Below are 19,397 nucleotides of genomic sequence, written 5' to 3'. Positions count from 1 at the left end.
GTTCAAGCCTCAAGCATCTGTACGCTAACGGTTTCGCCGCTTTTGATTTCTTCCCGCTCCAGCGGGAAAACCAGGAGCCCGTTGGCGTTCATGGCCGACTTCAGTACACCCGAGCCTTGTTCTTTGGCGGGCGATACGCTGTACTCGCCGTTATCGGATTCCAGTTGGGCACTCATAAAGTGAAGTCGTTTGGTGCGTTTGGTAATAGTTTCCGTCAAACGGGCCTGCACCTGTTTCAAGGTGAGTTGACTGGCGCCCATCATTTTACGGAGAGCAGGCCTTACAAACTGTTCGAACGAAACGAATGAAGAAACGGGGTTGCCGGGCAGACCGAATACAGGACGGGGTCCGATACGGCCAAACGCCAGCGGCTTGCCAGGCTTCATGGCAACTTTCCAGAAAGACATTTCGTTCCCCAGCTTGTCCAGGCTGGCTTTGACCAGATCGTAATCACCTACCGAGACACCGCCGGAGGAAACGAGCACATCACATTTGAGCGCCCATTCGAAATGTTTCATCAAGTCTTCTTCAGTATCCTGCGCAATTCCAAGATAAACGGGATCCGCCCCGGCGGCTTTTATCTGGGCCGACAACATATAACCGTTGCTGTTGTATATGCGCGGGCCGGTAGCGTCGCCATCCAAATCAACAATTTCATCACCGGTAGAGAGCACAGCAACTGTGGGTTTTTGTGCAACGGCAATGCTGGATCTTCCGACCACCGCCAGCATCCCGATATGGGAAGGCAACAGCTGTGTGCCTTTTTCGATGACGGTTTCACCGACTCTGACATCTTCGCCGGCACGGCGGATGTTTTCTCCGATATCGGCTTTGTCGAGACACAAGATGTCGTCGCCGTCTTTTTCAGTATCTTCCTGCATGATGACGCAATCGGCTCCCCGGGGAACCGGTGCACCGGTCATGATGCGGAACGCTTCTCCCCTCTTAAGCGTTCGGTCACTTTCATAACCCGCTGCGATGCTGTCGGACATTTTCAGGCGGATCGGGTTTTCGGGTCCGGCATCTTTCACGTCCTCCGCAATGAGGGCATAGCCGTCCATTGCCGAGTTGTCGAGTGGCGGGTTGTTTCGGCCCGACACCACGTCTTCAGCCAGGATGCGGCCCAAGGCCTGCTCAAGCGAAACGCGTTCGATCCCTTTAAAATTTATTTTTCCAAGGATGCTGGCAAGCGCATCCTCTACAGTAATCATGCCCACGGATTTTCCTTATCGATAATTGATGATTGAAATGTGATTGGAGGCTGACTCCTGCAAGTGGGAGTCCGTACTATAAAGATTACACTTTTTGCTGCCGTTTTTCCCGTGCCATTTCATATTCTTCAGGCGTGTTGATATTAAGGAAGCTGGTGCGGTTTTCTTCGGGAACCTTGACCAGTTTGAAAGGCAGTTCGTTGATGATGCGGGACAGAGACAGTTCACGCCGACTCATGGCTTCGAAAAGAGGCACGATGAATTTGGGTTCGTAGATGGCGCACATGGTTTCGACCCCCAGTCCTCCTTTTTTTGTAAAACAGGTGCCGTAACGCAAAGGATCGCGTTGGCTGACAATATATTCGAGAGAGGCAGCATCGAGGAATGGCATATCGCACGCTGCGACCAGCCACGCTGCATCCGGATGGGTTCCCATCAGGGTTGCAAGGCCACCGACAGGCCCCAGGCCGTAGTGCTCGTCATTGATCCGCCCCGTATTGGGGATGTTTCCAAGCGGGGCCAGGTCCTGCTCGGGTCGGGCCGAGAGGAACACTTTGTCTGCAATTTTACCAAGGTGCTCGGCCAGTCTTTTGGGTTCTGCAATGCCATCGTAATCCAGTGAAAATTTGGGCCGGCCCATGCGCTTGCTCTGCCCGCCAATAAACACCGCGCTGTAAAGGGGGCTGGCACAGTTGAAGAAGTGCTGCTTCACAAACTGGTAAATGGGTTCGATTTCGTCGCGGTTAAACAGCGGAACGGTCAGGTTTTTTACCAGTTCATCGTTGATTACACCCTGGTGGATGATGGCCCGGATATGTGGATCATCAGCTTCAATGGGCAAATTCCCTTTGGCATCCAGAAAAACGATTTTATTAAAAGGAGACTTTTTATAGCCCTCAATCAGAATACAGTCGCATTGTTCCAGGGCGTGGGTGATGGTCCTCTTCTTGAAGGGATTATCAGCGATCACAGCGAAATGCTCGGGATCATTGATGGTGGCAATGCCGGCTCCTGCCTTCTGGCAGCGCCAGGTGTCCTTGCCCTCTTTGTCCATCCGGAAGCGATGGGCGTCGTGCTTGTAGTAACCGACACGAATCCGGTCTTCCTTGAAGCGGCGGATCATATGCTCAACGAGAGTGGTCTTCCCAACTCCGGAAAAGCCGGCAAAACAAAGGAATGGCGTTTTAAATCGTTCCCAGTATCTGTCCATAGTGATGGCCATTGTACCCCGTTGAACATATGACAAACAATATAGAAAGAGGAGGAAATAAATCTGAGGGATCGTTGAATCATTTTAATAGTGTTGAAATATTGCATAACTGTTGCAAAAATATTTATGAAACAGGTTTTTCGGCATATTTTTCTATTTTCAGCTAATGGAAAACGATAACAGCCTGAAATAACAGTCTAATCAAGGAGGTTTTGCCAAACTACTTCCAGTTGGCATGGGATTTGTAGATGGTTGCAGGTGAAGAAATGAAATGTAACCTTCTAAAGCTGGAGAATTAGAGATGCGGGTCAGGAACAATTGGAAAACAGGTTTAATTGGAATTTTGGTTGCTATTGGATTGACGGCTGGTGATGCACTGGCGGGCGGGGGTCCTTTGGCATCGGCGCCGAACGTTCCAGACCCTGTGGGCAAGCGCGGCCCGATGAAAGTAATCATGAATTTTGAAGCGAAGGAATTTACCGGTCCTATTGCGGACGGTGTTGAATACGATTTCTGGAGTTTCAATGGCACCGTTCCTGGCCCTATGGGCCGTGTGCGTGTTGGTGATACGGTGGAGTTTCATCTGGCAAATCATAAAGACAATTCGCAGGAGCACAATATCGACATCCATGCCGTGAATGGCCCGGGTGGGGGTGCTGCGGTGAACACGACCAAGCCGGGCGAGGAAAAAATATTTACCTGGAAAGCCCTTGCACCGGGGTTATTTATTTACCATTGTGCGGCGGGTTCGATCGTGGATCACATTTCTAACGGTATGTATGGCCTGATCCTGGTGGAACCGGAGGGGGGGCTGCCCAAGGTGGACCGGGAATACTATGTGTTCGAAAGCGAATTTTTTGCGAATATCAAGGACGGGAAAGCCAAATTCAGCCTGGAGAACGGACTGGCTGAGCATCCTGCGTATGTGGTGTTCAATGGGCGCAAGGGCGCTTTGATGAATGACAATGTGCTCACAGCCAAAGTTGGCGAAACCGTACGTATCTTTTTTGGCAACATCGGGCCCAACGGGATTTCATCGCTTCATATCATCGGTGAAATTTTTGACAAGGTGTATGTCGAGGGTGCGATCGGCGGAGCGGTGAACCGCAACGTGCAAACCACGGTCGTGCCCTCGGCGGGTTCCGTCATCGTCGAGTTTAAAGTCGATGTACCGGGTGATTACACACTGGTCGATCACAGTATTTTCCGTGTGGCCAAGGGTGCGATCGGAATACTGGAAGTCGAAGGAAAAGAAAATCCGAAAGTGTTCAAGGCAGGGAAATAAATTCCCGGCTTTGTTTCAGTATTTATTAAAGTAACTATTTCCTTTAGGGAATCGCGTTTGCGATTCTTTAGCGCGCCCTCCCCCCCGAGGGAACCCCGGACCGCTTGTGTGGTCCGGGGTTTTTACGTTTTAAGTTCCAGTTAAAAAACAAAGGCGAGATTCTTCCCTCCGCCGGGTTTCGTTCAGAAGGACAAGCTGTGGTTATGCGGCCTATAAAATACCGCAACCTGCTTGTCCACATGATTCAAAGCAAATAATTATCGTCTCCGGAGAATAGTTCCCAAGTCGCTATCAGGGTTTACAGCATCATTTTATATTTCTTCAAGAAAGTTCATCCAGTGCCTGAAGAAGAAAATTTGTATTTATCCTGCAATATTATTTTCTTTCATCTTGCGCCAGAGGGTGATGCGGTGGATGCCGAGCTGTTCAGCAGCGCGGGTCTGGTTCTGGTCGCATTCCCTTAGGGTTTCTATAATCTGCTTTTTGGTCAGCCGGCGGCGTGGTTTGCGCATGCGGGCGGGACCGCTGGTTTCTGTCGCCGTATGAAGTGTGCTTGGCAGGTCGGATGGTTGTAATTCCTCGTCGCCGGTTTTAACGCAGGCGTGCTCAATTGTGTTTTCCAATTCACGGATGTTGCCCGGCCAGGGATGTTCCATGAGCAATCCCAGGGCCTGGTTGGAAATCCCTTCGATTTTTTTGGTGTGCGATCCGTTCCAGGTTTTTATGAAGTGGTCGGCCAGCATGGGGATGTCTTCCCGTCGTTCCCTCAAGGGCGGCAGGTGGAGGGGGATTACGTTCAGCCTGTAAAACAGGTCTTCACGGAAACGTCCTTCCGCCACTTCTTTCTCCAGGTTTTTATGCGTGGCGACGATGATACGCAGGTTGACCTTGCGGATCATATTTTCACCCACGCGTTCAATTTCTTTTTCCTGCAGGACGCGTAAGAGTTTCACCTGTACACGCTCGTTGAGATCGCCTATTTCATCAAGGAACAGGGTGCCGCCCTCCGCTTCTTCAAATTTTCCCCGCCGGTCACGCACGGCCCCGGTAAATGCGCCTTTCACATGGCCAAATAGTTCTGACTCCAGCAGGTGGTCAGACAACGCTGAGCAATTGACCTTGACCAGCGGCATTTCGGCTCGCGGGCTTTCATAGTGGATGGCGCGCGCCACCAGTTCCTTGCCCGTGCCGCTTTCGCCAAACAGGCAGACGGTGGAATCGTATTCCGCAACGTTGCGGATGGATTGATAGAGGTCGCGCATGACCGGGCTTTTGCCGACCAGGTTGCGAAAGGAGTGGATCGATTTCAGTTCGTTGCGCAGTCTATTAAGTTCGGTGATGTCGTTTAACGATACCAGCACATGCGGTTCATCGTTAAGTGATAATGACAGGTGCCCGGCCTGGAATTCGCCCATCCGCCTTGTGCCGTCGCTTCGCATGAATGGGGAACGGAATTCCACTTTCTGGTTTTCTCCATCCTTCACTGTCATGCACAACTCGCAATTATTGATACAAAGTCCTTTGTCGAAAATGACTACGCATTTTTCCCCCAGCACCTGGTTCTTCTTATGGCCGGTTATTTTCTCAGCCGCGGCGTTAAAATGGGTGATCCTCATATCCGGGTTGTAAACAAACACAGCTTCATTAAGCAGGTCTAACACCGTGTCAAGATTATCGTGGGTCATGATTTCCATTTAGTGGGAGCTCCGTGAATATGCTTAACAAAAATTCTAGGAGAAATGGGGGTGTGTTGCAAATATATTATGCAACAAAAACCGGGGGCTTTTATTATGGCGCTTAAAGAGGGAGAAGACTGCCTGAAATTGGTAAGAGGGACAGGAGATCAGTCTAAAAAGGAGGGGTCAAGAAGATACGACCCTGTTACGTCCCTGTGATTTTGCCTGGTAAAGGCGGTCGTCTGCGAGTTTGATGTACTTTTCAATATTGGAATCCGGGGTTTCTATTTCACAGACACCGAAACTTGAGGTGATACTGATTTTGTGCCCATCAAATTCAAGGCTCATACTTTCTATGGAGGATCTCAGTTTTTCAGCGTATAACCGGGCGCCGCTGATTTCGCTTTCTACTAGAAGAACCAGGAATTCCTCTCCTCCCCAGCGGCAAACGGTGTCCATTTCCCGGGTATTGGCTTTGAGTTTGCGGGACAATTCTTTTAATACATAGTCACCGGTGTTATGCCCAAACGAGTCATTTATTTTTTTGAAATGATCGATGTCCAATATGAGGATGGAAAAAGGGCGATGATTTCGACGGAAACGAGCCCGCTCATATTCAAGCCTCTGGTAGAATCCCCGTCGATTCAGGAGCCCGGTTAAGGAATCCGAAAGAGTTGCTGTCTCCAGCTTTTCAATGAGGTCTTCTTTTTCTTTCAGCATTTGTTTTTGCTGTCGGATATCGCGGGCTATAGATGAAATACCAATAATTTTGCCTTGAGAATCATGAAAAGGGGACAGGGTCAGGGCGACTTCGATTTCCGTCCCATCTTTACGGAGTCTTTTCGTTTCGAAATTGGTCAGAACCTGTCCCCGTTTTACCGATTCAATAAGGTAGGCCGGTTCATTCTTATATTCCTCTGGAACCAGTTTGGAATAATGTTGTCCGATGATTTCTGTTTCGATGAATCCAAAAACGGTTCTGGCAGCACGATTCCATAGAGTAATCGTACCGTCGAGGAGAGTGCCAATTACAGCATCGTCTGTATTTTCAACGACAGAGGCCAGCCTGGCTTGCTCTTCCATGGCTTGTTTCAGGCTTGTGAGGTCTTTTGTAATGCCAACAAACATTCGACCCTCGTCGGTGGTTATTTCGGAAACACCCAGTTCCATGGGAAAGGTAGAGCCGTCTTTTCTCTTGCCAATGACCTCCCGCCCGATTCCGATGATTTTGGCTACTCCCGATTTCAAATAGTTTTTCAGGTACTCATCGTGTTCAGCAGAGTAGGGGGCCGGCATCAGCATTTTGACATTTTTACCAATAACGTCTTTTGATGGGTAGCCGAACATCTTTTCTGCGGCTTTGTTTATTTGCTTGATGTTCCCGGATTTATCAATCGTAATCAGGCCATCGATGATTGTGTCCAGTATGGTTTCCAGTTCCTTCTCGCGGGTGTTGAGTTTTAAAAGTGCCTGATTGCGCTCTCCTTCTGATTTTAGTTCTTTTTCGATACTTTTAAATGTGACAACTACTCCAATGACTTTGTTTTTTTTTAATATGGGGCTACTTTTGTACTCCACAGGGAGCGGGGTTCCGTCCTTCTTCCAAAAGACCTCATCGCAAATATGGTGTGCCTGTCCATCACTAAAGGCGGCATATATGGGGCAGTTTTTGCGGTCGTAGGGTGTCCCGTCAGGATATTTACTATGAATGAGAATGTGCTGGGGTTGCCCCAGTATTTCAATTACCTCATATCCTAATAGTCTGGCTGCCTGTTCATTACAAAAAGTGGTTTTCCCTTCAAGGTTCAACCCAAAAATCCCTTCATCAACTGCATTCAGGATCATCTCTACGGTTAATTCGGGAATATTTTTTGTGTCGAAACTCAAATGCAGGGCCAGAGGTTTTTGTCTAAAAAGACAATTTTATAATCAAAAAAATACTTTGTATATGATCTAATTCTAAAGAGAACAATATAGAAATCAAGCCCTTATATGTTTTTGATGAGTGAACTCATATGATGCTCCTCATCTTTTTCCAGAGGTTTTCCAGCGTACCTCGATTTTTCATAAATCTGTGTTATTTCCGAGACTCGGTTTTGTTCTTCGGGAGTCAAGGCGTCTAATTTGGAGATAAATTCCCGAGGGGTCCAGCAGGCCTCTTTAATAACCCCCTTTTTCTCCAACCTGGAAAGCATTCGGTTGTATTGGATGGTTGCCGTAGTGGCCTTCTCTTTGGAGACAAGTCGCGATTTCCTGCTTTTTTTTAAGGCCCAAATCAAAATAATCAACGTAAAAAGGCAGCCCAGAATTTTTCCAAAATTTCGTTTCAGGAAGGGCAGTATCGATTGTGGAGTGAATTGAGGGAGCGATTTGAATCCATCGAGAATATCCCGGGTTGAGTCGCCAAAATATTCAGCCATTCTGGTTTGATCCGACAGATTATATTTGACTACATACCGTTGCCAGTTAAGGCGCAGCAGGTCCATGTACAATGAAAATCGGCTGGGTGATTGGGCGGCACCCGTGGGATCCGGTGGAGTAGGATCAAATGTTACCCATCCCTTTTCAGGAAGAAAAGCCTCCACCCAGGAATGCGCATGAGTTTGCCGGACAATCATGTATTCACCCATTTCATTCCATTCCACCCCCATAAATCCATTGACGATTCTGGCGGGTATTCCTGACTGGCGCAGCAGAATGGTCAGTGCTGTAGCAAAATATTCACAATGCCCGGCTTTTCGGTGAAATAAAAACTCATCCAGGTAGGCCCTTTCGGTTTCCTTCATTTCCAGTGAATAGGTAAACCCTTTACTGAAATGGGCTAACAAGGCGTTTGCTTTTGCCTCCTCCATTTCAATATTTTTGGTAATTTCGAAAGCGAGTGACTTGATTTCAGGACTAAGCTCGGGTAGCTGCAGGTGCAATTTGCGTTGCCTGGGATCAAGGTGACCTGGAAGAGGAAACGCCACATGGGCTTTGGTAGGGCCGATATCAGCCACGGCGTAAAAACGGCGTGGCCCTTTGGTTTCGGATTCGGTTTTGAAGGAAAATGCAGAGTCCATTTCCAGCACTTTAAAGGTGCCGTCAATAGAAAGCGGTAGTCCATAGGTGAACACCACCGGGGTTTCGATATTTTCCATAAAGATTTCTTCGTGGACCACCATTTCCTCAGGTTTCATAGCGAAAAGTGTCAAAGGCCGGCCTGGCCTGTGATTGTTGGACCAGAAATTTTGAAGAGTAGACGTCCAGGTTTTGCCGTCGAAATTATTTAAAGCTACGCCGCGCCACAGGGCGGGTATTGGAGGACGAAAAGGCCTGCCGTTTTTCGAAAACTGCACCCTCAAAACCACTGTATCGTTTTGTTTCAGGAGTCCAACTTCACCGAATTCCACCCGATCGGAGAATCCGCTGATAGGCACACCGCCTTTGTTCAGGGCAACTATTCCGAGTCCCATTCTGGGGAAACTGATAAAGATAAGGGAGGTCAAGACCAGACTGAAAAGGACGAGGATAGAGGTCAACCCGAGTATGCTCGAATTGAGCCGTGCGTCAATTTGCGCTTCACGATACACCTGAGGGGGACTGCGGCTGCCGACCTGCTCTGCCATGAGGTTGTAAAAAATCAGGCTCCAGCACATCACCAGGAAAAAACCGAGAAAAAGGAAAGCGAAGGTTAAATCCTGGATAAACAAGGCTCCAATCAATAGACACACGATGGCTATCAGATGGCCATACAGAAAGTCATTGAATTCGGACTTAAACACAAACCGGGTGATAAGCACAAACACAAGAAACCCTGCCAGAAGGTTGGGTATTTCAGGGTTCAGTAAAAAATAAAGTACTGGCAGGACAATAATAGAAATGGCGATAAGGGAAAACCATGCCGGAGATTTCAGCGGGATCCTTCGTTTCCACTCCAGCCAGCAGAGGAAAACAAGAACTGCGATTACGGTTTCCCCTGTTGGGAAGGGGAACAATCCTGCTATCACAAGGCAGGTTGCCCCGAGAATGGCCATTAGATAATTAAAAAAAATGAAACAGAACCGGACCGGCATGGCGGTATCCCTTACGAACTCGGGGAAAAGTCAAGTTGCAGATACCCTCAGTTTGGCTGAGTTATCCAATGGTCACAAAAAATAAATTGAAAATCCGCAGACCTTGTTCAGGAATCTATATAAAAGGGGCTTTAAAAACGGATGGGTTCTTGATATTTTGAAGCCTGCACCGTTTGAAAAAGGATCCTCGGGTCGCGCGTTATTTTGCTTGCAGGGCAACCTGCAGGCTTTTACTATAAGGGCCGCCTGAGGTGAAATGTACCTGTTGGGGCTACCTGAAATTCGATCCCGGATTTATCCATTTTAAGCATTTCGGAGGTTGCATGCAAAAGTTTGCGTCATCATTATTTGCCTTATTAGTATTTTGCTGTATGACCGCGGGTTCTGTTCTGGCGGAGGAAATCGCTGTGATGGAAACCGCTCACGGAACAATAAAAATCAAATTTTTTCCCAAGGAAGCTCCCAACCACGTGGTGAACTTTAAAAATCTCGCCAAAAAAGGATTTTACGATGGAACCGTTTTCCATCGAGTGATCCCTGGATTCATGATCCAGGGGGGCGATCCCAACTCAAAGAGTACCGATCGTTCAAAGCATGGCACAGGAGGTCCGGGACATTCAGTGAAGGCTGAATTCAACAGCATCAAACACGAGCGTGGGATATTGTCCATGGCTCGTTCCTCGGATCCGAACAGTGCGGGATCCCAGTTTTTCATTGTGGTGAAAGACTCGTTTTTTCTTGATGGGCAATACACCGTTTTTGGCAAAGTGATAAGCGGTATGGATGTCGCAGATAAAATTGTGGCTGAACCCAGGGATGCACGGGACAACCCGCTGCGCCGGGTGGCTATCAAGTCCATTAAAATTGTAGAAAAATAATCCAATCCGGGGATTCCTATTTAACTTTCTTTTTTATAAGGGAGGCGGGAGCCCCGGATTTTTAACTTTTCCAATGAAGGAATACAGAATGGCGGAAGCAAACGCGGTAATTGAAACCGATCATGGAAACATAGAGATTAAGTTTTTCGAAGACAAGGCTCCAGGTCATGTTAAAAACTTCAAGGATCTCGCAGAAAAAGGGTTTTACGATGGAACAACTTTCCATCGGGTTATCCCTGGATTCATGATTCAGGGTGGGGACCCGAATACAAAAGAGGAAGACAAGTCCAAACACGGGTTCGGCGGTCCCGGTCATACCATCAAGGCAGAGTTTAACGATATCAAGCATACGCGTGGAATTCTTTCAATGGCCCGTTCCTCAGAACCAGACAGTGCGGGTTCCCAGTTTTTCGTCGTGGTGCAGGATTCGTTTTTTCTTGATGGGCAATACACGGTGTTTGGAGAGGTGGTATCGGGAATGGAAGTGGCGGATAAAATTGTCAACTTGCCTCGCGATGGACGTGATAACCCGGAAGACCGGGTAGAAATGAAAGTCAGAATTCTGGGTTGACCCGCGAGTTCAGGAAAGGCGTTTTAAAAATGGAAAAAGAAATCACCATCAAATTGTTTGAAATTGTCAAAACCAACCTGCCCCAGGGCCGGGAATCCACGGCAGATCAAGTAGGAGGGAATGTTGTCCGGGAGATCATTGAAGATGCGTGGGAGAAGTATGAAAAAGTGATGATCTCGTTTGACAATATTGTCAAAATGACCCGGACCTTTTCCGATGAAGCCTTCGGGAAACTGCTCGAAAATCACTCCCTTGAGGAGTTCAACCAGAAGGTCTATTTTCCCGATGCGAAAGAATCAATCGTCCAGGAACTGAATGCGGCAATGAAACTCCGGATGAAAATCATTGCCTCGGCCCGCGAGCGCGAGAAAGACGAACTCGGAATTTAGCAAGACAATCCGTACAGGTTTCGAGTTGTCCGTGGGATTTGTCCGTGGTTTGACGAGATCACTTTTCTTTCGTTTTTGCGATTTCCTTAATCACTTCCTCGCAAAACTCATCCATGGCTTCAGGACCGGAAGCGGTCACAATACGGTCAAAGTTGGATACGGGTTCGTCTGACAGTATGGCTGCAGCTTGTTCAAGGATTGGCCGGGTGTGCTTGTCAATCGCGGCAGAAACTTCCATGTTTCGGATCAAGTCAGCTTCTGCAAGACACGGGACGGAGTTGCCAATCGCACCAACAACCATTCCACTCTTGTAGCGATCGGTGAAAAGGAGCCGGACCAGCTTTTCTTTCCAGAGCGTTTTACGTGCCCCTTTCCCCCCTACGGCAATAGTGCCATGGAAAATACCCTTGACCTGACGTACCCCTTTGCCTGAGGAAACATACGCATCGCCGGTTATACCTTCGATAGCATCTACAACCAGCATATCAGGCATATGGCGTCCGTTTTTCATGCCAACAGCTTCTTTGAATTTAGTGGATGCCACCCTCACATCGGCACCTTCGGCTTGAAGCTTTTCCAACAGGGGTTCCAATTGGTCTTCGTCATAATGATCACGAGGGATGATGACCAGAATATTTTTGCCTTCCAGGCGGTTTCCAGAATCCATTGATTTCAACTCCAAAAAAATGCAACTGCTTTAAAATGGGTGGTAAGGTTCAAGTTCAGGTGTTTCCATATTACTCATGCTAAGGCATTTTGATTGTCTTATTTTAGTAAAAGACCCCTGAATGGGAAAAATATTTTTGAAATGGGCTTCAAAAATGACGGTCAGTTTAGCACAAGGGCCAAATACTGGCACTCCCTTCGGAATAGAGTTTTTAGTCAGAAATGCCTGTATTCAGGGAAGAAAGGCTTTTGCAGTTATAGAGTCCTCTAAAAAATACCAGACGTTACGCCTTGACCGTTTTTGATTAAACAATCTCAGTTCTTTTTGGATGATTTTTTTTGAATATGGATTTGTGCTCATTGCGGGAAAATTAATGTTACACTCATAAAAACAGTAATGTATCTGGTTTTAAAAAGTGATTTTACCGTAGCAATTGTGACCGTTTGTCGGGATAATTTTATGTTGACAGATGCCCCATATAGAATATAATCTGCTCTCATTTTGAAGCCTGGGATTCCGAGATTGTTTAGGCCGGACCTTTGGCCGTTAATTTAAAATTTTCCGGTGTCGAACTTAACCGTCTCTCCAATATTTTTCCCTAAGTGTTCATTAAACAGAAAGGATTGGGCAATGAAAAAAACGATGACTTTACTGGTTGCTTTGATGGCAACTCTCCTGCTGACCAACACCGCGTTTGCAGCCGCAAAATGTCCTCAAAAACGTGCCACCAAAAACGCACCAGCTAACATTGCTGGAAAAGACAACACAGCCAAGGCAAACAAGGCAAATGGTGAAAAACTGTACCAGAAAACCGCCAAGCCTATGGCCTGTCAAATGTGTCATGGTAAAACTGGTGGCGGAGACGGTAAACTGGGTAAGGCCCTGAAGCCTGCACCTCGCAACTTCGCTTGTGCTGATACCATGAAAGACGTTTCTGCCGGACAGATGTTCTGGATCATCAAGAACGGTTCCAAAGGCACCGGCATGGCTCCAATGAAATTGAAAGACAAAGAAATCTGGGATGTTGTTAAGTACATTCGTGAAGACTTGATGAAATAAGTTCTTCTACAGGATTTTTCAAGGGTGAGGCCTTCGGGCCTCGCCCTTTTTTTTTGTCTCATTGTATTTTCCTCACACCAATCTGGAATATCAATTCCATCTCATCGGCATTTGATAGCTGGTTTCGGGTGATATAATGCACCTATGAAAGCAAATAGACTTCTGCCCTGCCCGTTACCTCCTAAAAAAACAGTTTTCCTTCGAATAATTTTTTCAACCTTCCTTTTTTTTATTAGCTTTGCTTCGGCCCAGGCTGGAGAGTCATTGGGTGGTCCCGATAACCCGGTACGCATGTTGTTTGTACCCTCCGGGGAAGCTCAAGTTATTCTTGAAGGTGGCGAAGAAATCGCCGCCCTGTTGGAGCGCGAGACAGGTCTTAGTATCGAGGCCTCGGTTGCCACCAGCTACGCTGCTGTGATCGAAGCCATGGGAGCAGGGAAGGGCGATATCGGCTGGCTGCCTCCATTCAGTTATGTCCTGGCGCGGGAAAAATATGATGTCGAATTGCTGTATATCGTAGCTCATTTCGGCCGCCCGTTTTACCGCGGCCAGATCCTGGTCCGCTCAGACAGTGACATCCAGACTCTGGGAGATCTGGAGGGGAAAAGTTTCGCTTTTGTTGATCCCGCTTCCACCTCAGGCCACCTGTATCCAAAAACCCTGCTTCTGAAAAAAGGATTCAACCCGGAAAAATTTTTTAAACAATCGCGGTTTGCCGGATCCCACAATGCCGTGGTGTTGTCTGTCATGAAGGGCGAGGTCGATGCTGGAGCGACGTATGAAGGTGCGCGCGCGGCTGTGGCAAAAAGCTTCCCTGATGTCTACACAAAGCTCCGTGTGATTGCCTACACTCCGCAGATTCCCAATGACACCATTTGTGCCCGCAAGGGCCTCGACAAAAACCTAAAGGAAAAGATTCGCGCCGGTCTTCTCACCATCTCAAAATCTCCAGAAGGTGCGAAGCTCATGAAGAAAGCATACGGGATCAGCGGGTTGATCGACCTCGACGGGATGTTCGATTCAGTGCGGGAAGCCCGTCGATGGCTAAAACAACAGGACGGCAAATGAGCGAAGCTCAGGTTGTTATTAAAAACGTGTCAAAAACTTTCGATAACGGAGGGACCCAGGCACTAAAAGAATTGTCTCTGGAAATTCAGCCTGGAGAGTTCGTGGTTACACTGGGTCCCAGTGGCGCAGGCAAGTCGACCCTCCTCAGGACTCTCAACAGGTTGATCGAACCGAGCACAGGCCATATCTGGCTGGACGGTGAGGAAGTGACCGGTGCCCCACCTGCTCGACTGAGGAAAATCCGACACCACATTGGGATGATCTTCCAGGAATTCAACCTGATTGATCGGGCTTCGGTACTGACCAACGTATTGGCAGGATGCCTGGGAGATACTCCAGCACTCTGGTCCTGGGTCAACCATTTTTCTAAAGAAAACTGGCGCACCGCCTTTGATCATTTAAAGAGGCTTGGGCTTGAGGGGTTCTGGGATCAACGTGCCGACAGATTGAGCGGTGGGCAACGTCAACGGGTGGGGATTGCCAGGGCGCTGATGCAGAAACCGAAGGTCCTATTAGCAGATGAACCCGTGGCCAGCCTTGATCCTTCTTCAGCCAGGGGAATCCTGGATCATCTGAAAGACATCAACCGGCAGGATGGGGTGACGGTTATCTGCAACCTGCATCAGCCGGAACTGGCGCGAGAATATGCAGGACGTATTCTGGGCCTCCGTGATGGAGAGTTGATATTTGATGGTCCACCAGGCGAATTTAAGGATGCCCTCCTTGAACAATTGTATGGTGCCGAAACAGCGGCCTGAAGGTTCCCGGAATTTCCGTTTTGTACAGGCCATTGGTTCTGGTGTGCTGGGGGAAATAAAAACTTTATTTTTCAGGGCATTATAGCATTTAAAGAATTTTACTTGTGCCGATGCCGGGTTCATATTATATATAGGCGGCACTCCCAACAAACAGGACTCTGATGGAAAAAATCCACAAGGAAATTCTGGGCATGATGGGCAAGATCGATATCGACTGCCGCGACGAAGCGGGAGTCGTCATCATCGACCTCAAAGGCCAGATGGATGTTTACAACTCGGGTGAGCTGCAGCGGCTAGTGGATGCTTACATCGCCCGTGGTTTGTGTCGTTTTGTGGTGAATCTCGAAAAGGTCACCTATATGGACAGTTCCACCATCAGTGTTTTCCTCCATTCCCTGCAAAAAGTGCAAAAGCTGGAAGGTCGTTTTTTTCTGGCCTCCATCACCGGTGCCCCCAAGGAAGTTTTCGACATGGCCAAGCTGCATGAAGTGTTCAACGTTTACGATGACGTCGCCGATGCCATAGACGCCCACGACTCCTGATTCCCCCTTTAAATTTATGAATAGCAGTGTTATCGAAGGTGATCTTTACGATCCCAAAATAGCTTATTTCAGTATGGAGATAGGCCTCGAAACCCAAATTCCGACCTATAGCGGTGGGCTCGGTGTTCTTGCAGGCGACACGTTAAAATCCTGTGCTGACCTTGGTTTGCCAACCGTGGGGCTTACACTATTGTACCGTCAGGGCTACTTTCGCCAGGAAATTAATGCGGAGGGACGGCAAGTGGAACGCCCTGTAGAATGGGATCCCTCTGAAAAACTGATCCTGCTGCCGGAAAAAATAGTTCTGAATGAAATAGAAGGACGGGACATTCTCGTTCAGGCCTGGGTCATTCTTTATCGCGGGATACGGGGTGATCGTATTCCAATTCTGTTTCTAGATACCTGTATTGAAGGGAACCGGGACGAAGACAAAGAGCTTTGCTCATCTTTGTATTCAGGAAATCGTGAGTTTCGGCTGAAACAGGAGATTTTGCTCGGGATTGGTGGGGTCAAGTTTTTAAGGGCACTGCGGTTCCATAACATCAGAACTTTTCATATGAATGAGGGCCACTCTTCCCTGCTCACCGTAGAGCTGCTCCGGGAAAACCAGCGGGCATTGTCCGAAACCTGGGACGAAACCGCGCAATGGGATTTGGAGTCGGTTCGCAGCAACTGTGTATTCACCACCCACACACCCGTGGCTGCAGGGCACGACCGTTTTCCGTTCGATTTGGTGGAGCGTGTGTTGAAAACCGAGATCCCGCTGGATCTGTTACGCGAATTGAGCGGTGAAGACCAGTTAAACATGACCACTCTCGGTTTGAACCTGAGTCGGTTCGCCAATGGTGTGGCCAAACGGCATGGGGAAGTATCGAAAGAAATGTTTCCTTTGCACCTGATCGATTTCATCACAAACGGCATCCATACCTACACCTGGGTGCATGATCAATTTGGTAAATTATTCAACCAGCATATACCCCTTTGGCGGGAAGACCCGCGTTACCTGAGGCAGGCTGAGATTCTTCCAGAAGAAGAAGTGTGGGACGCCCACCTGGATTGTAAAAGGGAGTTGTTGGAGCATCTTCCTGAGGGGGCAGGTTTTGATCCAAATTTACTCACCCTGGGTTTTGCCAGACGGGCTGCAGCATACAAGCGGGCCAACCTGATGTTTCAGGACCCGAATCGTCTTATCAAGTTAGCGGAGGATTCACCTGGTCTCCAAATCGTATTTGCAGGCAAGGCGCATCCCAAAGATGAAGCGGGTAAAGAAATCATCCACGATATTCACGAAAAAATAGCTATCCTTCAAGGCCGCTCGAAAAAACTGAAAATAGTTTATCTGCCGGATTACACGATGGACCTCGGCTTCGCTATCACAGGTGGGGTGGATGTCTGGGTGAACAACCCGATCCGTCCGTACGAAGCTTCCGGTACCAGCGGGATGAAAGCCGTACTCAACGGTATTCCCAATCTCAGTATTCTGGACGGCTGGTGGGTAGAAGGATGCATTGAAGGGGTTACCGGGTGGGCGATAGGAGGTTTGGACCCACACTCTGAATTGCCGGATGAGGAACGGGATGTGCTGGACGCCAATGCGCTTTACGACAAACTGGAGCAGAAAGTGATCCCGACTTACTACCAGGACCGGCCTGCCTGGGTGGCTATCATGCGTCACGCTATTGCGCTCAACGCTTCTCAGTTCCACACGCAGCGTCAAATGGAGCAATATGTAACCAAGGCCTATTTCAGGCGTTAAATTGATTTCTGTAGACCGAAATTAACCATCCCCCGGTATTTCCTGATTAGCCTTTCGTGAGGCTCCCAAAGTATGCTACCTTAAACTAGGCGACTGACTTATCACTCGCCAGAAGGGGGATGCCCATGGTTAGTTCAAGGAAAGAATTCTGGAATTTCCTGGTACTGCTCCTGTTTATTGCCGGGATGTTTGAAGTGTCGGCTTTTGCTCAAGACGGCCGCAGTTTTCGGTCAGAAGACGAACAACACGCGGATCAAATCCCAAAAGAACCCGGGTGGAAAGCACCAAGCTACCGGGGTTGGGAATTACTCAGTATTCCCGGTTTGATTGCAACCTATTACGATATTGATCTGGATGGCCAGCTCGACTATGCGGTCACCCGTAAAATCATAAAAAAGGTGCCGAGTGCAAAGGTGACGATCAAGGAAGCGATCGCCATTGCCAAGGTAGATTCCCTGGCTATTTATGTGTCGCACCCGACCATCTATTTTACGAAAAAAAATCCCCTGTTTTATTGCCGGGGAATCGACTTCCGCAAAAACTGCCAGAACATCTGGGTTGATGTTGGCGAGGACGGATTGAATGGAAATGAAACGCTTTATACCCTCTCCGTGCCGAACTTCCCGGTTCGTTAATGCCTTCCCCAGCCTGTTATTAGGTTTTTTCCTGATTTCAGGAACGGCTTTCGCCCATTCCAGTTCCCCTGCAAAACCGGAGAAAGATCACGGACATCACGGCGGGAACCACCAGAGCCACGGTGAAGGTGGAATGATCATGCGCGATGGCAAGCAGTATCGCCGGGGTGCAGGGGAAACAGTCTACAAACACATGTGTGTGTTTTGCCATGGAGCAGATGGCAACGGAGGGGGAAGAGCCACAAGTTATCTCTACCCCTGGCCACGTGATTTCCGCAAGGGAATCTATAAGCATCGCAGTACACCCAGTGGGTCCCTGCCGGTCGATGAAGATATCTACCAGACCATCATGAAAGGTGTGCCGGGAACCGCAATGCCCGCCTGGAAGAGCGCCCTTTCTGAAGAAGAAGCCTGGTCGGTCATTGAATACATTAAAAAATTCTCTCCCAGATTCGAAAACGAAAAACCTAAAGAGCCGATCAAGATAAATCAGGTTCCGCCCACCACAACCGAAGCTTCGGCTCATGGAAAGAAACTATATGAGGAATTACGCTGCCAGCGCTGTCATGGCACCGACCTCAAGGGTGAAGGGCCGATGGCGAGTGACTTGTTTGATATATGGGACCATCGGGCTTTTGTCTATGACCTGACCAATCCAAATACCTATAAATGGGGTTTCAATAAAAAAGAAATTTTCATGACGCTCAGCACCGGGGTGGATGGAACACCAATGAAATCGTACCATCACCTGACCGAATCTGAACGCTGGGACCTGGCGGCATTTGTTGAATCAAAGGTTAAAAAAGACACCTTCCAGCCCGCCGAATACGAAATTGACTTGAATGTAAAAAAAATCACCAGTGAATTGGATGACGAGCCTGAGAACACCATCTGGAACGATGTGCCGATCAATGAAGTCAAGCTGGTCCCTCTCAATGCCAGAAGGGATCCGATAAACCGGGTCCAGTTACAGTCCCTGATGAATGACGAGGACATCGCATTTCGGGTTTCCTGGGATGACCCCGTCCCCAACCATACTTCGAGCCGGCATCAGGACTTTAAAGATGCTATCGCCCTGGAGTTCGCACTGGGTTCTGTGACGCTGCACACCCATGGACATAATGAACCTTTTTTTGGAATGGGGAATCGTGGTAAACCCGTCAACATCTGGCAATGGCGGGCAGATTGGCAAAAAGAAATCGAGACCAAAAAAGCCCTCGAATACGCTACAGATGAGCATATGGACATGGATGTCATGATTTTCGGGGGTGAGGTCAATCCGGTAGATTCCCTGTCTCCCTTCAGGGAGGTTCCCATTGAGGAATTGAATGCCGAGGGTTTTGGAACCCTGACACCTCAACCGAAAACCAAACAGAATATTACTGGAAAAGGGGTCTACAAGGACGGAAAATGGACTGTGGTTTTCAGACGAACTCTTGACTCCCTTAACAAGTGGGATGTGAAGTTCACTAGTGGTCATCCAATTTTGATGGGATTTGCCGTGTGGGATGGAAAGCTGCAGGACAGGAACGGTCGAAAAACCATTTCAATGTGGCAGAGACTCAATTTGCCATAAACCCTGTTCAGGGTTATGATATGGGGCATCGAGCTACGATGAGATTGAGAAGGTATCTTAC

The 19,397-nt window shown here is 48.3% G+C and carries 16 protein-coding genes and 1 pseudogene; 11 read left to right on the top strand and 6 right to left on the bottom strand.

Features of this window, described 5'->3' with window-relative positions; translation table 11 throughout:
• Positions 1–2: 2 nt before the first annotated feature.
• The gene (locus G3M70_03310; protein QPJ60966.1) at positions 3–1,211 is read right to left on the bottom strand and encodes a molybdopterin molybdotransferase MoeA; all 1,209 of its coding nucleotides are present in this window, start codon (positions 1,209–1,211) and stop codon (positions 3–5) included.
• An 85-nt stretch (positions 1,212–1,296) separates the two neighbouring features.
• The gene (gene mobB, locus G3M70_03305; GenBank protein QPJ63694.1) at positions 1,297–2,421 is read right to left on the bottom strand and encodes a molybdopterin-guanine dinucleotide biosynthesis protein B; all 1,125 of its coding nucleotides are present in this window, start codon (positions 2,419–2,421) and stop codon (positions 1,297–1,299) included.
• A gap of 301 nt (positions 2,422–2,722) precedes the next feature.
• Between mobB and nirK the strand changes: the two genes are divergently transcribed.
• Entirely contained in the window at positions 2,723–3,706 is a 984-nt protein-coding gene (gene nirK / locus G3M70_03300) for a nitrite reductase, copper-containing (GenBank protein ID QPJ60965.1), read from the top strand.
• A 362-nt stretch (positions 3,707–4,068) separates the two neighbouring features.
• Here the strand turns inward: nirK and G3M70_03295 are convergent, their stop codons facing one another.
• The 3 genes from G3M70_03295 to G3M70_03285 form a co-directional block, all read right to left on the bottom strand.
• Positions 4,069–5,400, bottom strand: a complete 1,332-nt coding sequence (locus G3M70_03295; protein QPJ60964.1) for a PAS domain S-box protein — start codon at positions 5,398–5,400, stop codon at positions 4,069–4,071.
• Positions 5,401–5,568: 168 nt separating this feature from the next.
• Positions 5,569–7,269 (bottom strand): PAS domain S-box protein, encoded by a 1,701-nt coding sequence (locus tag G3M70_03290; GenBank protein QPJ60963.1) that lies wholly within the window; start codon positions 7,267–7,269, stop codon positions 5,569–5,571.
• Between the two features lie 101 nt (positions 7,270–7,370).
• Positions 7,371–9,437: a DUF3488 domain-containing transglutaminase family protein gene (locus G3M70_03285; GenBank protein QPJ60962.1), complete on the bottom strand. Its 2,067-nt coding sequence runs from the start codon at positions 9,435–9,437 to the stop codon at positions 7,371–7,373.
• A 371-nt stretch (positions 9,438–9,808) separates the two neighbouring features.
• On the opposite strand from G3M70_03285, the gene G3M70_03280 reads away from it, so the two are divergent.
• The 3 genes from G3M70_03280 (at position 9,809) to G3M70_03270 (ending at position 11,275) form a co-directional block, all read left to right on the top strand.
• Positions 9,809–10,315: a peptidylprolyl isomerase gene (locus G3M70_03280; GenBank protein ID QPJ63693.1), complete on the top strand. Its 507-nt coding sequence runs from the start codon at positions 9,809–9,811 to the stop codon at positions 10,313–10,315.
• An 88-nt stretch (positions 10,316–10,403) separates the two neighbouring features.
• Positions 10,404–10,886: a peptidylprolyl isomerase gene (locus tag G3M70_03275; GenBank protein ID QPJ60961.1), complete on the top strand. Its 483-nt coding sequence runs from the start codon at positions 10,404–10,406 to the stop codon at positions 10,884–10,886.
• Positions 10,887–10,915: 29 nt separating this feature from the next.
• Positions 10,916–11,275, top strand: a complete 360-nt coding sequence (locus G3M70_03270; protein QPJ60960.1) for an STAS-like domain-containing protein — start codon at positions 10,916–10,918, stop codon at positions 11,273–11,275.
• 58 nt (positions 11,276–11,333) lie between these two features.
• Here G3M70_03270 and G3M70_03265 read toward each other — a convergent pair whose 3' ends face one another.
• Entirely contained in the window at positions 11,334–11,942 is a 609-nt protein-coding gene (locus tag G3M70_03265; GenBank protein ID QPJ60959.1) for a DJ-1/PfpI family protein, read from the bottom strand.
• A gap of 630 nt (positions 11,943–12,572) precedes the next feature.
• Between G3M70_03265 and G3M70_03260 the strand changes: the two genes are divergently transcribed.
• The 7 genes and pseudogenes from G3M70_03260 to G3M70_03230 all read left to right on the top strand — a co-directional run bounded on the left by G3M70_03260 (position 12,573) and on the right by G3M70_03230 (position 19,336).
• The gene (locus tag G3M70_03260) at positions 12,573–13,001 is read left to right on the top strand and encodes a cytochrome c (GenBank protein ID QPJ60958.1); all 429 of its coding nucleotides are present in this window, start codon (positions 12,573–12,575) and stop codon (positions 12,999–13,001) included.
• Positions 13,002–13,145: 144 nt separating this feature from the next.
• Positions 13,146–14,069: a phosphate/phosphite/phosphonate ABC transporter substrate-binding protein gene (locus G3M70_03255; protein ID QPJ60957.1), complete on the top strand. Its 924-nt coding sequence runs from the start codon at positions 13,146–13,148 to the stop codon at positions 14,067–14,069.
• The gene (gene phnC, locus G3M70_03250; protein ID QPJ63692.1) at positions 14,066–14,827 is read left to right on the top strand and encodes a phosphonate ABC transporter ATP-binding protein; all 762 of its coding nucleotides are present in this window, start codon (positions 14,066–14,068) and stop codon (positions 14,825–14,827) included. Before G3M70_03255 ends, phnC begins: the two co-directional genes overlap by 4 nt.
• Positions 14,828–14,988: 161 nt before the next feature.
• Positions 14,989–15,369, top strand: coding sequence for an STAS domain-containing protein (locus tag G3M70_03245; GenBank protein ID QPJ60956.1), 381 nt, complete (start codon positions 14,989–14,991; stop codon positions 15,367–15,369).
• Positions 15,370–15,385: 16 nt separating this feature from the next.
• On the top strand, positions 15,386–17,125 hold the full coding sequence (gene glgP, locus G3M70_03240) for an alpha-glucan family phosphorylase (GenBank protein ID QPJ60955.1): 1,740 nt from the start codon (positions 15,386–15,388) through the stop codon (positions 17,123–17,125).
• Positions 17,126–17,376: 251 nt separating this feature from the next.
• Positions 17,377–17,760 (top strand): annotated as a pseudogene (locus G3M70_03235) (hypothetical protein).
• On the top strand, positions 17,714–19,336 hold the full coding sequence (locus tag G3M70_03230) for a c-type cytochrome (GenBank protein ID QPJ60954.1): 1,623 nt from the start codon (positions 17,714–17,716) through the stop codon (positions 19,334–19,336). Before G3M70_03235 ends, G3M70_03230 begins: the two are co-directional and overlap by 47 nt.
• Positions 19,337–19,397 lie beyond the last annotated feature (61 nt).

The organism is Candidatus Nitronauta litoralis, from assembly GCA_015698285.1.
In the GTDB taxonomy this organism is placed as follows: domain Bacteria; phylum Nitrospinota; class Nitrospinia; order Nitrospinales; family Nitrospinaceae; genus Nitronauta; species Nitronauta litoralis.
The sequence above is the reverse complement of the archived record's forward strand: the minus strand, read 5'-3'. Positions and strand labels throughout refer to the sequence as shown.

Bases quoted from the DNA above. Each gene is read 5' to 3' on its own strand.
- G3M70_03310 (QPJ60966.1), bottom strand. From the start codon at position 1,211: ATGATTACTGTAGAGGATGCGCTTGCCAGCATCCTTGGAAAAATAAAT.
- mobB (QPJ63694.1), bottom strand. From the start codon at position 2,421: ATGGACAGATACTGGGAACGATTTAAAACGCCATTCCTTTGTTTTGCC.
- nirK (QPJ60965.1), top strand. From the start codon at position 2,723: ATGCGGGTCAGGAACAATTGGAAAACAGGTTTAATTGGAATTTTGGTT.
- G3M70_03295 (QPJ60964.1), bottom strand. From the start codon at position 5,400: ATGGAAATCATGACCCACGATAATCTTGACACGGTGTTAGACCTGCTT.
- G3M70_03285 (QPJ60962.1), bottom strand. From the start codon at position 9,437: ATGCCGGTCCGGTTCTGTTTCATTTTTTTTAATTATCTAATGGCCATT.
- G3M70_03280 (QPJ63693.1), top strand. From the start codon at position 9,809: ATGACCGCGGGTTCTGTTCTGGCGGAGGAAATCGCTGTGATGGAAACC.
- G3M70_03275 (QPJ60961.1), top strand. From the start codon at position 10,404: ATGGCGGAAGCAAACGCGGTAATTGAAACCGATCATGGAAACATAGAG.
- G3M70_03270 (QPJ60960.1), top strand. From the start codon at position 10,916: ATGGAAAAAGAAATCACCATCAAATTGTTTGAAATTGTCAAAACCAAC.
- G3M70_03265 (QPJ60959.1), bottom strand. From the start codon at position 11,942: ATGGATTCTGGAAACCGCCTGGAAGGCAAAAATATTCTGGTCATCATC.
- G3M70_03260 (QPJ60958.1), top strand. From the start codon at position 12,573: ATGAAAAAAACGATGACTTTACTGGTTGCTTTGATGGCAACTCTCCTG.
- G3M70_03255 (QPJ60957.1), top strand. From the start codon at position 13,146: ATGAAAGCAAATAGACTTCTGCCCTGCCCGTTACCTCCTAAAAAAACA.
- phnC (QPJ63692.1), top strand. From the start codon at position 14,066: ATGAGCGAAGCTCAGGTTGTTATTAAAAACGTGTCAAAAACTTTCGAT.
- G3M70_03245 (QPJ60956.1), top strand. From the start codon at position 14,989: ATGGAAAAAATCCACAAGGAAATTCTGGGCATGATGGGCAAGATCGAT.
- glgP (QPJ60955.1), top strand. From the start codon at position 15,386: ATGAATAGCAGTGTTATCGAAGGTGATCTTTACGATCCCAAAATAGCT.
- G3M70_03230 (QPJ60954.1), top strand. From the start codon at position 17,714: ATGAAACGCTTTATACCCTCTCCGTGCCGAACTTCCCGGTTCGTTAAT.